We start from the raw sequence: 13,676 nt of genomic DNA, 5'->3' as shown, positions 1-13,676 counted from the left end.
GCGGGCGCGGCCGTGGCTAGGGTGAGAGCATGGTGAGCCTGACCGCAGACATGAGCCCGTTGCATCCCGACCGGAACCTGGCGCTCGAGCTGGTCCGTGCGACCGAGGCTGCGGCGATCCGGTCGGTGCCTTTCATCGGCCGCGGTGCCAAAGAGGCTGCCGATGGGGCAGCGGTCGACGCCATGCGCGCGTTCCTCACGACAGTGAGTTTCGACGGCACCATCGTCATCGGCGAGGGCGAAAAGGATGACGCCCCCATGCTCTTCAACGGTGAGAGTGTCGGCAACGGTCGCGGGCCGAAGTGCGACGTCGCGGTCGACCCGATCGACGGCACATCGCTGACGGCCGAGGGCCGCAATAACGCGCTCTCCGTCCTTGCCGTTTCAGATCACGGCACGATGCTCGACGCCTCGTCGGTGTTCTACATGGACAAGCTGGTGACCGGGCCCGCCGGTGTCGGCGTGGTCGACATCCGCCTCCCGATCGGCGAAAACATCCGGCTGTTGGCAAAGGCGCTCGGCAAACCGGTGGATGAGATCGTCGTCTCGGTCCTCAACCGGCCGCGACACGACAAGCTCATCGCACAGATCCGGGAGGCCGGGGCCGGCACACGCCTCATGAGCGACGGTGACGTCGCGGGGGGAATCAACGCGGCCCGTCACAACGCGCGAACCGACATGTGCGTGGGTATCGGAGGCAGCCCCGAGGGGATCGTTACGGCATGCGCGATCAAGGCCCTCGGCGGACACATCCAGGGACGGCTCTGGCCCCGCAATGACGACGAGGCGCAGCGCGCCACCGACGCGGGCCTGAAGGTCGACGGGCACATCTATGAGGCCGACGACATGGTCCAGGGCAACAACACGATCTTCGTTGCTACCGGAGTGACCAACGGCGAGCTCGTTGCCGGGGTTCGGCGTGAGGGCGGGTACGTCTACACGGAGAGTGTCGTTCTTCGCGGAGCTTCGGGGACCCTGCGTCGGATTTCGTCCGAGCACCTCGTATCGAAGTGGCTGTGAGCAGGTGACTTCCTCGTCGGCCTGATGGGCTGGCGCTGCTCTCGGGCGCGGTGCGGCCGCCTCCGCGCGGGCCTCTGGCAGAATCAGAGGAGTCCGAACGGAAGCGAGGAGTGACGCCATGTCGACACCGCCGAGCGAAGACCGCAATCCCCGAACGGGCCCGCACACCGGTGCTCAGGCCGTGATCGCGGACGCCAGCGATCCGGCACGCCGACCTGACGTCTTCTTTCGGGTGCGTCGCCCCGAAGGGCATCAACCGTCGGTGTGGTGGTCGATCGGAGCGTTCATTTTGGTGTCGGGAACGGTTGTCGCCCTGCTGAGCCTCATTCCCGGCGGTGCGTAGGCGCCTGAACGCGCCCCCTGACCTCACCGAGATCTGCCGTTATGCGAGTTGACGGCTCGTTATCGGTGATCCCCGAAGCTCGACTTCCGTCGTGTTCTGACCCGGGTTCCAGAAGTTCGATCGCCGTCAGGTGCCGGGGAGCCGACTCGATCGCGGCCGGGCCGGTGACGGCATCCAGCTTCGTGTCATCGATCCCGGGGAACTTCCTTGCCGTCACGAGCACCCGAGACTCGAGAGTTCCCGCGAAGCGGTTGAAGGACTCGACGGTCCGTTCGATCGACCGGCGCAGGTCGTTGGCGTGCGATGCGAGGCCGCCGAGCCGCGTGAACAGTTCATTGCCGAGATCGAACAGGCGCCGGGCATCCGCGGTGACGTCCTGCTGCGTCCAGGTGTAGGCGACGGTCTTGAGCACCGCCCACAGATTGACCGGTGACGCTAGCGCGACGCGTCGTCCGAAGGCGTAATCCAGCAGCGTGGGGTCGGCATCGAGTGCCGACGACAGAAGTGACTCGCTCGGCACGAAGCAGATCACGAACTCGGGGCTCGACGTCAACCCGGCCCAGTACGTCTTTTTGGCGAGGGCGTCGACGTGCGCGCGCATGGCCTTCACGTGCTTGTCCATGAGAGCACGGCGGGATGCGGCTTCGGCGCCGACTGCGGTCTCGGGGACTGCTGCGGCCTCCAGATACGCGTCAAGGGGCACCTTGGCGTCGACGGCGATGGCCTTGTCTCCGGGCAGGCGAATGATCATGTCGGGGCGGCCGGCGCCGGCATCCGTTTCGATCGTCGACTGGATGTCGAAATCGACATGCCGCGTGAGCCCGGCAGCCTCGACGACCCGGCGCAGCTGCGTCTCGCCCCACACGCCGCGCGTGCTGCCGGAGCGGAGGGCGCTGGCGAGGCTCTCGGTCGTGGCACGCAGGGCCTCGTCGGACTGCTGCGCTCGCCGCAGCTGCTCGGCGATCGTGCCGTACTGGTTCTGCCTCTCGCGTTCGAGTTCGGCGACCGTCATCTGCATCGACTGCAGCGTCTCGCGCACCGGCTCGAGGGCGCGGAGCACCGATTGCTCGCGTCTCTCGCGTTCCTCGCGAGCTGCCTGATCAGAGCGGGTCTGGGCGACGAGGTCGCGGTACCACTCCTTCTGCTGGGCGAGCTGCGCGAGGGTCGCCTCGTGTGCGGCGGTGGTTGCGGCAAGCTGCTCGCGCACGCCTGCCAGCTGAGACATCGATCGCGCCCGCGCCCCCGCCGCACCGAACGCCCAGCCCGCGATGAGGCCTGCCACGAGGCTCCCGAGGATGATTCCCGACACCAGTAATGCGTCCATGTCGTCAGGATGCCGCGGGCCACCGACATCGCCCGCTCACCGCGCCGCGACCGGGCCAGAGGCAGGGCAGAGGACGTGGCGCGTCAAGCGAAGATCGTCTCGGCTGCTGCGGCGAAGCCCTCGAGACGCCCGAGCCGCACCCCGAGTGCTTCGGCGAGTGACGTGATGTCGGGTGCGGCGGCGCGGCGCGCAGCATCGATCGCGATGTGCGCACAGGCCACGGCATCCGCGACAGCCTCGTGGTGCACGAAACCGGAGTATCCGGCTGCGGCTGCGGCGGCGGGAAGGCGGTGGGACGGGATGTCGTACGTGCGTCGTGACATCTGCACGGTGCACGCGTAGGTCAGGTCCGGGCAGGCAGTTCCCGTTGCCTCGCAGGCACGGCGGATGACGCTCATGTCGAACCCGGCGTTGTGGGCGATCGCGACGTCATCACCGATGAACGCGCACAGGTCCGGGAGCTGCTCAGCCCAGGTCGGTGCGTCTACGACGTCCTGTTCGCGGATGCCATGGATGCGGGTGTTGATCTCGAAGAAGCGGTCGTGGGGGAACGGAGGGCGGATGAGCCAGCCCGCGGTTGCGACGATCGCGCCGTCGCGCACGCGGGCAAGGCCGACGGCACACGCTGAGGCATTGCTGGAATTCGCCGTTTCGAAGTCGATTGCGGTGAAATCCAGTGACACGGCTTCAGCATCGCCTGCCCATCCGACATCGCCCCCGAGGCGCGCCGGAGCGAGGGCGTGCCGCCCCCGTAGACTGGACCCCCGTGGCTCTTACCATCGGAATCGTCGGACTCCCGAATGTCGGCAAGTCGACCCTCTTCAACGCCCTGACGAAGAATCAGGTGCTCGCGGCGAACTACCCGTTCGCGACGATCGAGCCGAACGTCGGCGTCGTGAACCTCCCCGATCCGCGCTTGAACACCCTCGCGGAGATCTTCGGCTCCGAGCGGATCCTTCCGGCCAGCGTCTCGTTCGTCGACATCGCCGGCATCGTCCGTGGCGCGTCCGAGGGGGAGGGCCTGGGCAACCAGTTCCTCGCCAACATCCGCGAAGCCGACGCCATCGCCCAGGTCGTGCGGGGTTTCGCGGATTCGGATGTCGTGCACGTCGACGGTGCCGTCGACCCGAAGAACGACATGGAGACGATCAACGCCGAGCTTCAGCTGGCCGACCTGCAGACGCTCGAGAAGGCGATCACGCGGTACGAGAAAGAGGTCAAGGGCAAGAAGCTCGACCCGGTCGTGCTCGAGACCGCGCTCGCCGCGAAGGACGCGCTCGAGCGCGGGACGCTGTTGTCGGCATCCGGAATCGACCTCGCTCCGATCCGCGAACTCGGCCTGCTCACCGCGAAGCCCTTCATCTTCGTGTTCAATGTGGACGAATCGGTTCTGACGGATGCCGATGCCAAGGCGAACCTCGCGGCGCTCGTCGCCCCCGCGCAAGCGGTCTTCCTCGACGCGAAGATCGAGTCCGAGCTCATCGACCTCGACCCCGAGGATGCCGCGGAACTCCTGGCGTCGACCGGACAGGAGGAGTCTGGTCTCGACCAGCTCGCCCGCATCGGATTCGACACCCTCGGTCTGCAGACCTACCTCACCGCCGGGCCGAAGGAGGCCCGCGCGTGGACGATCGGCAAGGGATGGAAGGCGCCCCAGGCCGCCGGGGTCATCCACACCGACTTCGAGAAGGGCTTCATCAAGGCCGAGGTCATTTCGTTCGACGATCTCGTCGACGCGGGGTCGGTGCTCGAGGCTCGTTCGCGCGGCAAGGCGCGGCTTGAGGGCAAGGACTACGTCATGCAGGACGGCGACGTGGTGGAGTTCCGCTTCAACAACTGAATCGCCGGCCGCGGCTTGCGGCGCGCTGTCGGTTGGAGCCAGGCTATCTCTCACGCTCGTGGTGTTTCTGGTGGCCGCGACCGCGTTCGCTGGGTGTACCGTGACGGCGCCGGAGTCCGTCAAGACACTCGGCGCTCCCGTCCCCACGGCTGTCGCTACGCCGATCTCCGAGGCTTCGTCTGCGACGGAAGCGACAGATCCGGACTCCTGCGCCGGCCTATCCCAGGTCGTGAGCGAATCCGACGGTTTGTACTGGGAGCGGCGCGGGAGCCTTCGTGATCTGGGCGCACGAGAGTTCGCGCAAGGCGAGGTCACAGCCGATGATGACGGTGCTCCTGTGGCCTATACAGTTGCGTCCGGTGACGTCGAGTCCGTGATCGCTGAACGGCTCTGCGCGTACCCAAACCTGGCTCAGATGAACCACGTGCGTGTGATTCATCCGGGTCATGTGCTCTGGCTCACCCCCGACCCGGCCATTCCCTGGGTTCCCTACTACGCCCCAGGTGACGCGCCTGCGGGGTTCGAGCAGATTCCTTACCAGCAGGCAATCGAGTCCGCGGGCGCGGCAGTTGACACTGGGGACGTGGACACCGTGCGGTCAATCTGGAACGACACGCTCAAGCCGATGTTTGCGAACCAGACCACCATCGACGCGGTCCAAGAGGTCGTGGACGCCGGTGACCTCGACGCGCTGCGCCAACTCTTCTCCTGACCTCGCGCCTCGGTGGAGACGACGCCAGTGGACTGGGTGAGCCGCCGGGAACGGATTGTCCGCACCCTCGTTCGGTTAGGGTCGTCCAGGGTGATCACGCTTACGCGCTCTGTCCCGGTTGGGTCATGAGGCGCTGGCTTCGAGAGGACGGAGACGACATGGCTGACATCGAGACGTTCGAACCCGATGGGCGAGCGATCCCGTACGCCGAGGACCGCCGCAACGGCCCGTCTCTCGTGCTGGTGCCCGGCCAGGGATTGAACATCGGCTACCTCGGGCCACTTGCCGAAGCGCTCGCCGAGGAGGACTTCCACGTCGTGCGGATCGGCAGCCGTCTCCCGCAGTCTGGGGCCGAACCGACGATGCACGATCTTGCCGAGGACGTCATCGACGTGATGGATCACCTCGACCTTGCGTTCCCCTGGGTCGGTGGACACGGCTTTGGCGGCTCGGTGGCGCGCATCGCTTCCATCGACCACCCCGGGCGGTTCGGCGGACTCCTGCTTCTCGGCGTCGAGGGGGCCGAGGATGCCGCGGCATCCGCTGCATCCGAGGTGCCGGAGAACGCCCGTAAGTCCGAGCTCGTCGCCATGCAGCGCGCTGCTCGCGCCGCGACGCCTGACGTCGGCCCGCTCGAGATCCCGCCGGGTATCCCCATCCTGATCATCCAGGGAGCCGACGATGAGGTGGCAGCGCCGGCGAACGGCGAGGCTCTCGCAGCGCGCGCTCCCGAGCGGATCAGCGTCGTCACGATCGAGGGAGCCCGTGACCTGTTCCCGCTGACCCATGTCGGGGAAACCGCCTGGCCCATCGAGGATTACCTCGACTGGGACTGATCTGGCACGCTCTCGTCCGCCTCGAAGACGGGAAGCGTCAGCCAGGCGTGACCCGCGGCGAGGCGCGCCGCCTGCCCGCCCACACCGAGTGCACCAAGCGGGACAAGCGACGAGTCGGCGGCCGTGAAGTGGTACGAGTGTGCCATACCCCAGCAGTCGGTCCAGTGGTCGTCTCGCCCACACGTGAAGACCCATCCGAGCGAGTCATGCGAGACGAATCCGACTGGGCGCTCGCCCTCGCGGATGTGGCAGCAGGTGAGGACGAGGTCGTCAAACGCCGCTGGAGTCGCTGCAGCAGAAGAGTTGTACGTGGTCATGAACGTGCTCCTGTTCCATCGGGAGAGGGGCACGCTCTCGGTATGCATCGCACTCTAGGTCGAGCCTCCGACATCCGGAGCTGACCGCCACGGGGCGTGATGAACTAAGGGAATGAGCCCGAAACCACGCCCCGTCGTCCTCATCACCGGCGCTTCCTCAGGGATCGGCCACGCCACGGCACTCGCGCTCGCTGCGCGCGGCTGGATCGTTTACGGCGCAGCGAGGCGGGTAGACCGGATGCAGGAGCTCGAGGCAGCCGGATGCCAGGTGATCGCGATGGATGTCACGGATGACGCATCCCTGCGCGCTGGCGTTGACCGCGTCATCCGTGAGCATCGGCGTTTGGACGTGCTCGTCAACAACGCCGGATACGGGTCGTACGGCGCACTCGAGGACGTGCCCATCGACGAGGCCCGCCGCCAGTTCGAGGTCAACGTCTTCGGGCTGGCGCGGCTCAGTCAGCTCGTGATCCCGACGATGCGGGCTCTCGGGCGCGGTCGTATCATCAACGTCTCGTCCATCGGCGGGCGCATCTACGAACCGATCGGCTCCTGGTATCACGCCACGAAGTTCGCGGTCGAAGGGCTCTCGGACTCTCTGCGGATCGAGCTCGCCCCTCATGGGATCGACGTCGTCATCATCCAGCCCGGGCCGATCCGGACCGAATGGAACACGATCTCCCGACGCAGCGCCGAGGAGTATTCGGGGGCCGGCCCCTATGCGGCGCAGGCCCGAGCCCTCGTCCGCAACTACGAACGCGTCGACGACTCGCCGGCATCCGGGACCCCAGAGGATGTCGCGGCCACAATCGTGCGCGCGGCGACAGCGCGGCGGCCGAAGACCCGATACGCGACTCCGGCGTCAGCGAAGATCGTCGTCGCCGCACGTCGCCTGCTCCCTGATCGGATCATGGACCTGATCCTCAGGCGTCTGGCCATGTAGACCAGGCGCCCGGTCTCCGCGCTCGTCGGATGTCAAGGCCCGCGACGGGGCTCGCGGTGACCGATTGACTGGCGCCATGACTGAGACACCCCTGCGCGCGATCGCACTCAACTGCACGCTCAAGCCGTCGCCCGCCGAGTCCAGCACTCAAGACCTCACCGACATCGTGCTCGACTCCCTGACGCAGCACGGCGCTTCCAACAGCACGGTGAGGGTGGTCGATCTCGACATCCGTCCCGGCGTCGAAGCCGACATGGGTGACGGCGACCAGTGGCCGAAGGTCCGTCAGCAGATCCTGGTTTCCGACATCCTCGTCTTCGCGACTCCGACCTGGGTCGGACATCTCTCCAGTGGCATTGAACGCCGCTCACCTCGCTCGAGTGCTTCGTGCGACTCCTTATCCTGCGCCCTAATGTCCTAGGACTAGAGACTGCACTTGTCAACGGCCTCGTACCTCGCAATCCACAGAAGGTACGTTCGCGGCATGAAGCAAGTGCACTATGCCGGTAGGTCGCTCTTCATGCACGACGACACTGCTGATGCCCTGATCGATTACGCCCGCGTGCTCAGCGAGCACCGCTCAGCGGATGCTGTCACCGTTCCTGCCGTAAGCGCGGAGGGCAACCCGGTCACGGTCACACTGCTTCTCAATGAAGCCGCCGCGTTCGTCGTCGAATCCGTCGCAGGCGGCATCACGATCGAGCCCGATCAGGATGCGCTCGAAGAGATTGAACGGCGCACTCGACAGCTTGAGGGAGTGCGTGGCGGGGCCCCCGATGAGCCATGGCCCCTCGAGCTGTAGACCTGCGAGGCATGCTCGCGAGCGTTACTGTTGGCCCATGAAAGCTCTGCGAACCGCCGGAATCTGGGCAGCAGTGATCGCCGCGATCACCACGGTGCTGGGCATCCTCGTGACAGAACTCGTCTCGCTGCTTGCCGCCGTGCTGGGCGCGGTCGTGAAGGTCGTGCCGAACCTCAGCGGTCCCGCAGGGCGTCGATGAGTTCCTTCTTGCGCATCGACGAATAGCCGCTCAGTCCCAGTTCCTTCGCGCGCTTCTTGAGCTCGTCAACGGTCCAGTCCTCGTAGCTGCCCGATTCGCCGCCCTTGCGTCCGACGTTCGAGCGTCCTCGATTGGCTGCCGCATTCGAGATGCGGGCCGCCTTCTCTTTCGACGCGCCGTCATCGCGCAGTTCCTCGTACAGCTCCGGGTCCTTCAGGCTCGAGTTCCGGCGTCCAGGCATGGTTTCTCTTTTCTGTCGGTGGCTCTGTCGGTGGCTCTGTCGGTGGCTCTGTCGGTGGCTGAGGGGCCACGGATGGCCGATGGCCGATGGGTGCGGGTCGTGCGCTAGAGCGCACGTCCTCCCGTGACCGGGAAGACGCCGCCCGAAACGTATGAGGCCTCGTCGCTTGCGAGATAGACGTACATGCCCGCAAGTTCCGCGGGCTGGCCGGCGCGCCCGAGCGGGGTGTCGCTGCCGAAGGTCGTGAGCTTTTCCTCATCAAAGTCCGTCGCGGGGATGAGCGGGGTCCAGATGGGACCGGGGGCCACGGCGTTGACCCGGATGCCGCGGGGACCGAGGTCCTGCGCCATGGCGCGCACGAAAGCAACCTGCGCCGCCTTCGTCATCGCGTAATCAACCAGGCCCGGCGAGGGGTCGAATGCCTGAATCGATGACGTCACGATGATGGCCGAACCGGCATCCAGGTGCTCCATGGCGGCGCGCGCCGAGAAGATCAAGCCGTACAGGTTCGTGCGGAACGTCCGATCGAATTCGGCGGTTTCGAGCTCGGCAAGACTGTCGCGGTCGCGCTGGTAAGCGGCGTTCAGGACCAGGATGTCGATCCCACCGAACTCGGCTACCGTGTCGGCGACAATCTTCTCGGCGAATCCCTCGTCGCGGACGTCACCGCTGAACGACGCAGCGCGGACTCCCGCGTCGCGAACGAGCGCGACGGTCTTCTCGGCATCCTCGTGCTCTTCCGGCAGCGACGCGATGGCGACATCCGCGCCCTCGCGGGCGAAGGCGATCGCGACCGCCCGACCGATGCCCGAGTCGCCGCCGGTGATCAGTGCCCGCCGCCCGGCGAGTCGGCCGTGCCCGACGTATGAATCCTCGCCATGGTCAGGCGTCGGAGTCATCTCGGTCTCGAGCCCCGGCTGCTGCTGTTCCTGCTCGGGGAAATCGTCGCTGGTGTGTGCGGTCCGCGGATCCTGGGATGCGTCGTGCGAAGTCATGCGGCGACGATAAGGCGGACACCCGCGGGCGCCCGAGGGACTTGACCATCCGTCCAGGCGAGAGTACGGCCCTACCGGGGCAGCACGTGCTCCGGCAGATCACGAAGGAAGATCTCCGCGGTCTTGGGCCCTATGCCCTTCATCGCCGTGAGCCGCCGCGTGAGTTCGTCGCGGTCGCTGCTGGTGCGCACCATTTTCGACACTGTCCCGTACTCATCAACGATGCGCGCCATCACCTCGTGCAGCTCATCGGTCATGATGTAGTCGATCCGCGCGTAGTGCGCGTCGTCGAGGATGGCGCGCAGCTCTTCGCGCTCGAGCTCGGCGTACTTCGGGGGGCTGGTCAGTCCGCGATCGATCAGGGCGCGGTACGCGTCAGCGCCGACGGACTGCTGCACCGGCCGGCCGAAGAGCATGCTTGCAACGAGCCAGCGATACATGGCCTGCCCGCTGCCGCGGTCGAGATGGATGCCGAGATCGGCGGCGTGAATCACCATGTGTTTCGTTTCCTTTCGACGACGAAGGACGTGGTCAGGGTCACCCCGCACAGCGCAACGGAAACGGCGATCTCGGGCGGGTGGACCCCGTGCGCGAGCAGCCCGAACCCGTGTGGGTCGATCACGGCGATCGCGGCAATGACGCCGAACACGATGCCGACGAGCCGCAGGCGTATTCGCAGCGAGGACGCCGGATGACGCAGGCCAGTCAGCAGGACGGCGACGAGGACGATGCGAGCCAACGTCAGGGGAGGGTCTGCGCTCAGGAGGCCGAGGAAGACCGTCGAGCCGGGCAGGATGCCAGCGAATGCTGCGGAGGTCAGCAGCGCCAGAACGGCTATCGCGACGGCGCGGTGGATAGCCCATACCACCTGTGCTGGCGATGCTGCGCCGCTAGAATCGACCATGAGACCTCCCCGCGTCGTGACGCGACGGTACGCCGGGGTCGATGAAGTGAGTCGGGGGTTGCGCGCTGGCCAGGAGCGTGCCATCGTCCGCGGAAAAGATGTGGTCGAACGTGCCTTAGGGGGTACGAGGGGTCCTGGTCAATACCCTCGCGCTTTCGGGCTCGGCGTGCGAAGGTTCACACGATCCGCACCACGGGATGCCCCGATGATTCGGGTACATCCGCACATGGGAGAAAGAGCGGAATGGGAAAGTTCATCTACGACGGAAACGTCAAAGTCGATTTCGACGACCGCACGTTGGCTCACCTTCAGGTGGTCATCGGCACGAAATTGAGGCGTAACGAGGCCTTCCACTTTACGTGGAAGGACGACGCGAGCATCGGAGACGGGCGCACCACCGTGTGGGTCCACCCGAGATGCTCGCTGGTCTACAAGTTCTACGGTGGTCGTCGTCCACAGCTGAACATGGCGTGGGTCGAAGCACTTGCCTACACGGCGAACTCCCCATCCGGCCTCTACGTGGTGCCCGAACCGAAGGAAGGCGATCCTGTGCCCGGAGGGAACCATGAAGCGCATTGACATCGTCTACGGCGGAGAGCTCTACAGCGTCGGAGGACGAGAGTTCGAGGAGGTGCGCCAAGAGGTCGTGGACGGCACGACAGATGGACCGAGTTGGCTGCGCGTGAACGACGGCGAAGGTATGCGCCGAGAGGCCTATCTGCTCCTCTCCCCGGGTGTGCCGATCGCTCTGATTCCCGTGCCCGAAGATGACATCGAGCTCGCCGGTGACGGGCAGTGGAGCTCTGGCGACGATCACTGAGCAACGCGGCACGGATGCCTTCGCCAACCTCGATGCGTGGTGGCGAGCGGCGAACTACCTGAGCGTCGGGCAGATCTATCTGCGCGATAACCCTCTGCTTCGCCGTCCGCTCACTGAGGCAGACATCAAGCCCCGGCTGCTCGGCCACTTCGGTACGGTCCCAGGGCTGACTCTCCTCTACGCGCACCTGAACCGGGTTATTGCTGAGCGGGGTACCGAGGTGCTCTTCATCGCCGGGCCCGGCCATGGCGGTCCTGCCCTGAACGCAGTCAGCTGGCTCGAAGGAACCTGGAGCACGACCTACCCCGACATGCCACGAAGCGAGGATGGGATGCGCTCGCTTTTCTCGCGGTTCTCGGCGCCCGGAGGCATCCCGAGCCATACCTCTCCCCACGTCCCGGGATCGATCCAGGAGGGCGGTGAACTCGGGTACTCGCTGGTGCATGCTTATGGCGCGGCTCTCGATGACCCGGACCTGGTCGTTGCCTGCGTCATCGGCGACGGTGAGGCAGAGACCGCAGCGCTGTCGGCATCCTGGCAGTCGGCCGGCTTCCTCGACCCTCGGACCGACGGCGCAGTGCTGCCGATCCTGCATCTGAACGGCTGGAAGATCGACAATCCCACCGTTATGGATCGGATGCCGGAGCATCAGCTGCGTGACCTCATGAATGGTCACGGGCACGAACCGATCATCGTGGATCTTCGCGACGCGACCGATCCGGCCGAGGTTCACAGTGTCATGGCCCACGCCATGGACCGCGCGTTTGATCTCATCGCGCAGATCCAGCGTCGCGCGCGCAGCGCCGGAGAGCCACAGTCCGAGCAGGCCCCGCGATGGCCCATGATCGTGCTCCGCAGCCGCAAGGGCTGGACCGGCCCCGAGGAGGTCGACGGTGAGCCCGTCGAGGGGACCTGGCGATCCCACCAGGTTCCGCTTGAGGATGTCGCGTCGTCGCCGGACCGTCTGGCGCAACTGGAACGGTGGCTTCGCTCCTACCGACCCGACGAGCTCTTCGATGACCGCGGCGTACCCACCCGGGCGGTCCGGGAGCTCATTCCGGAACCGATCGAGGCCACGATGAGCGGCTCGTCGCGGGCGAACGGCGGTCTTCGTCGACGAGCTCTTCGGATGCCGGCACTGGCGGACGAGGCTCTCCACAGCGCAGACCGAGAAGGCGACGCGTCAGCGACTACGGTGTTCGGCGAATGGCTCGGAGAGCTGCTGCGGCTCAATCCTCGCGATTTTCGGATCTTTGCCGCCGACGAGTTGCGCTCGAATCGGCTTGCGCAGGGCGTGCTCCCCGCCACCGCAAAGCAGTGGAACGAGCAAGAGCGCGGTGTCGATGAAGATCTGGCGGACGAGGGCCGAGTGATGGAGATCCTCAGCGAGCATCTCTGCCAGGGATGGCTCGAAGGATATGTGCTCACGGGGCGCCATGGCCTGTTCACCTCGTACGAGGCGTTCGTCCACGTTGTGGACTCGATGTTCAATCAGTACGCGAAGTGGCTGGAAGCGGCAGCCACCTACCCCTGGCGCGCCGACCTGGCGAGCTTCACCTACCTCCTCTCGAGCCATGTCTGGCGCCAGGACCACAACGGCTTCACGCATCAGGACCCGGGCTTCCTCGATCTTGCTGCCCGCAAGAGCTCCGACATTGTCAGGCTCTCGCTTCCCCCCGACGCGAACACGCTTCTGGTCACGATGGAGCGCGCCTTCACCGAACCCGGCCGGATCAACGTCGTTGTGGCGGGCAAGCAGCCCGAGAAACAGTGGTTCTCCCTCGACGCCGCGCGCCGGGTCGTCACAGATGGCGCCGGCATACTGCCTGGAGCGGCAGATACCGCCACGGGGAGGGAAGGCGACGAGGAGCCTGAGGTCGTCCTGGCCTGTTCAGGGGACGTCCCGACACAGGAGGCGGATGCCGCCCGCGAACTCGTGCGGGAACTCGCGCCCTCCGTTCGCGTTCGCGTGGTGACGGTCATCGATCTGCTGAGACTGCGCCCGGGAGAGCCGCAGAGCCTTGACGATGACGACTTCGCGACCCTGTTCGGCGTGGGAGTGCCGATCGTCTTCGCGTTCCATGGGTACCCGCACCTGATCAAGGAGCTACTGTTCGATCGCCCGGTCACCGCCGGTGTGACGATGCGTGGCTACCAGGAGGCTGGATCGACCACGACACCGTTCGACATGCTCCTGCAGAACAAGATTGATCGGTTCACCCTCGCGTCCGACGTTCTCCGGCGGTCCAGTCTGGGTGAGCAGGAGCGAGCCGAGGCGCTCGCAGTGCTGGCGAATCGGCGGGAGCAGGCGGCAGACCACCTGCGCCGCTTCGGTGTCGACGACCCAGCTCTCGCATGACCGAGACGAGACGATTCTGAGG

General features: G+C 66.1%; 19 protein-coding genes. 12 read left to right on the top strand and 7 right to left on the bottom strand.

Annotated features, from left to right (window positions below; genetic code table 11):
* The first annotated feature begins 29 nt into the window (after positions 1 to 29).
* Together glpX and MICSW_RS10270 are read left to right on the top strand one after the other, a co-directional pair.
* Positions 30 to 1,019: a class II fructose-bisphosphatase gene (glpX, locus tag MICSW_RS10275; RefSeq protein ID WP_228177055.1), complete on the top strand. Its 990-nt coding sequence runs from the start codon at positions 30 to 32 to the stop codon at positions 1,017 to 1,019.
* A gap of 118 nt (positions 1,020 to 1,137) precedes the next feature.
* Positions 1,138 to 1,362, top strand: coding sequence for a UDP-N-acetylmuramyl pentapeptide phosphotransferase (locus MICSW_RS10270; protein ID WP_228177056.1), 225 nt, complete (start codon positions 1,138 to 1,140; stop codon positions 1,360 to 1,362).
* Here MICSW_RS10270 and MICSW_RS10265 read toward each other — a convergent pair.
* Together MICSW_RS10265 and MICSW_RS10260 are read right to left on the bottom strand one after the other, a co-directional pair.
* Positions 1,343 to 2,686, bottom strand: coding sequence for a DNA recombination protein RmuC (locus MICSW_RS10265; RefSeq protein ID WP_464495625.1), 1,344 nt, complete (start codon positions 2,684 to 2,686; stop codon positions 1,343 to 1,345). The genes MICSW_RS10270 and MICSW_RS10265 overlap by 20 nt on opposite strands.
* Positions 2,687 to 2,769: 83 nt before the next feature.
* Positions 2,770 to 3,369 carry a 3'-5' exonuclease gene (locus MICSW_RS10260; RefSeq protein ID WP_464495623.1) on the bottom strand — a complete coding sequence of 200 codons (600 nt, stop codon included), beginning with the start codon at positions 3,367 to 3,369 and terminating at the stop codon, positions 2,770 to 2,772.
* Between the two features lie 83 nt (positions 3,370 to 3,452).
* On the opposite strand from MICSW_RS10260, the gene ychF reads away from it, so the two are divergent.
* The 3 genes from ychF (at position 3,453) to MICSW_RS10245 (ending at position 6,074) form a co-directional block, all read left to right on the top strand.
* Positions 3,453 to 4,526 (top strand): redox-regulated ATPase YchF, encoded by a 1,074-nt coding sequence (gene ychF, locus MICSW_RS10255; protein ID WP_464495620.1) that lies wholly within the window; start codon positions 3,453 to 3,455, stop codon positions 4,524 to 4,526.
* A 100-nt stretch (positions 4,527 to 4,626) separates the two neighbouring features.
* On the top strand, positions 4,627 to 5,238 hold the full coding sequence (locus MICSW_RS10250; RefSeq protein ID WP_292735939.1) for a hypothetical protein: 612 nt from the start codon (positions 4,627 to 4,629) through the stop codon (positions 5,236 to 5,238).
* Between the two features lie 158 nt (positions 5,239 to 5,396).
* Positions 5,397 to 6,074, top strand: coding sequence for an alpha/beta fold hydrolase (locus MICSW_RS10245; RefSeq protein ID WP_464495617.1), 678 nt, complete (start codon positions 5,397 to 5,399; stop codon positions 6,072 to 6,074).
* Here MICSW_RS10245 and MICSW_RS10240 read toward each other — a convergent pair.
* On the bottom strand, positions 6,056 to 6,391 hold the full coding sequence (locus MICSW_RS10240) for a hypothetical protein (RefSeq protein ID WP_464495614.1): 336 nt from the start codon (positions 6,389 to 6,391) through the stop codon (positions 6,056 to 6,058). The genes MICSW_RS10245 and MICSW_RS10240 overlap by 19 nt on opposite strands.
* Positions 6,392 to 6,503: 112 nt before the next feature.
* On the opposite strand from MICSW_RS10240, the gene MICSW_RS10235 reads away from it, so the two are divergent.
* From MICSW_RS10235 to MICSW_RS10220, 4 genes are all read left to right on the top strand, one after another.
* A complete protein-coding gene (locus tag MICSW_RS10235) occupies positions 6,504 to 7,334 on the top strand; it encodes an oxidoreductase (protein ID WP_464495612.1) in 831 nt (276 codons plus the stop codon).
* Between the two features lie 76 nt (positions 7,335 to 7,410).
* The gene (locus MICSW_RS10230; protein WP_347424861.1) at positions 7,411 to 7,755 is read left to right on the top strand and encodes a flavodoxin family protein; all 345 of its coding nucleotides are present in this window, start codon (positions 7,411 to 7,413) and stop codon (positions 7,753 to 7,755) included.
* Positions 7,756 to 7,818: 63 nt separating this feature from the next.
* Positions 7,819 to 8,136, top strand: coding sequence for a hypothetical protein (locus MICSW_RS10225; protein ID WP_228177064.1), 318 nt, complete (start codon positions 7,819 to 7,821; stop codon positions 8,134 to 8,136).
* A gap of 37 nt (positions 8,137 to 8,173) precedes the next feature.
* Complete coding sequence (locus MICSW_RS10220) at positions 8,174 to 8,335, top strand: hypothetical protein (RefSeq protein ID WP_228177065.1); 162 nt, start codon at positions 8,174 to 8,176, stop codon at positions 8,333 to 8,335.
* On the opposite strand, the gene MICSW_RS10215 is transcribed toward MICSW_RS10220, so the two are convergent.
* The 4 genes from MICSW_RS10215 to MICSW_RS10200 all read right to left on the bottom strand — a co-directional run bounded on the left by MICSW_RS10215 (position 8,310) and on the right by MICSW_RS10200 (position 10,475).
* Entirely contained in the window at positions 8,310 to 8,576 is a 267-nt protein-coding gene (locus MICSW_RS10215) for a DUF7218 family protein (protein WP_464495609.1), read from the bottom strand. The two genes, MICSW_RS10220 and MICSW_RS10215, sit on opposite strands and share 26 nt — an antisense overlap.
* A 104-nt stretch (positions 8,577 to 8,680) precedes the next feature.
* On the bottom strand, positions 8,681 to 9,571 hold the full coding sequence (locus MICSW_RS10210; RefSeq protein WP_464495606.1) for an SDR family oxidoreductase: 891 nt from the start codon (positions 9,569 to 9,571) through the stop codon (positions 8,681 to 8,683).
* Positions 9,572 to 9,642: 71 nt separating this feature from the next.
* Positions 9,643 to 10,068 carry an HhH-GDP family DNA glycosylase gene (locus MICSW_RS10205; RefSeq protein WP_292728526.1) on the bottom strand — a complete coding sequence of 142 codons (426 nt, stop codon included), beginning with the start codon at positions 10,066 to 10,068 and terminating at the stop codon, positions 9,643 to 9,645.
* On the bottom strand, positions 10,062 to 10,475 hold the full coding sequence (locus tag MICSW_RS10200) for a hypothetical protein (RefSeq protein WP_292728528.1): 414 nt from the start codon (positions 10,473 to 10,475) through the stop codon (positions 10,062 to 10,064). The genes MICSW_RS10205 and MICSW_RS10200 overlap by 7 nt, the downstream gene beginning before the upstream one ends.
* Before the next feature lie 243 nt (positions 10,476 to 10,718).
* Here MICSW_RS10200 and MICSW_RS10195 point away from each other — a divergent pair, with 243 nt between their 5' ends.
* The 3 genes from MICSW_RS10195 to MICSW_RS10185 are packed head-to-tail and all read left to right on the top strand — an operon-like array spanning position 10,719 to position 13,654.
* Positions 10,719 to 11,054, top strand: coding sequence for a DUF7882 family protein (locus MICSW_RS10195; protein ID WP_228177070.1), 336 nt, complete (start codon positions 10,719 to 10,721; stop codon positions 11,052 to 11,054).
* The gene (locus MICSW_RS10190; protein ID WP_292728530.1) at positions 11,041 to 11,295 is read left to right on the top strand and encodes a hypothetical protein; all 255 of its coding nucleotides are present in this window, start codon (positions 11,041 to 11,043) and stop codon (positions 11,293 to 11,295) included. The genes MICSW_RS10195 and MICSW_RS10190 overlap by 14 nt, the downstream gene beginning before the upstream one ends.
* Positions 11,261 to 13,654: a phosphoketolase family protein gene (locus MICSW_RS10185; RefSeq protein ID WP_464495602.1), complete on the top strand. Its 2,394-nt coding sequence runs from the start codon at positions 11,261 to 11,263 to the stop codon at positions 13,652 to 13,654. The genes MICSW_RS10190 and MICSW_RS10185 overlap by 35 nt, the downstream gene beginning before the upstream one ends.
* The last annotated feature ends 22 nt before the right edge of the window (positions 13,655 to 13,676 follow it).

Source organism: Microbacterium sp. SW12 (genome assembly GCF_055391095.1).
This window is presented reverse-complemented; position numbering and strand designations above follow the sequence as displayed.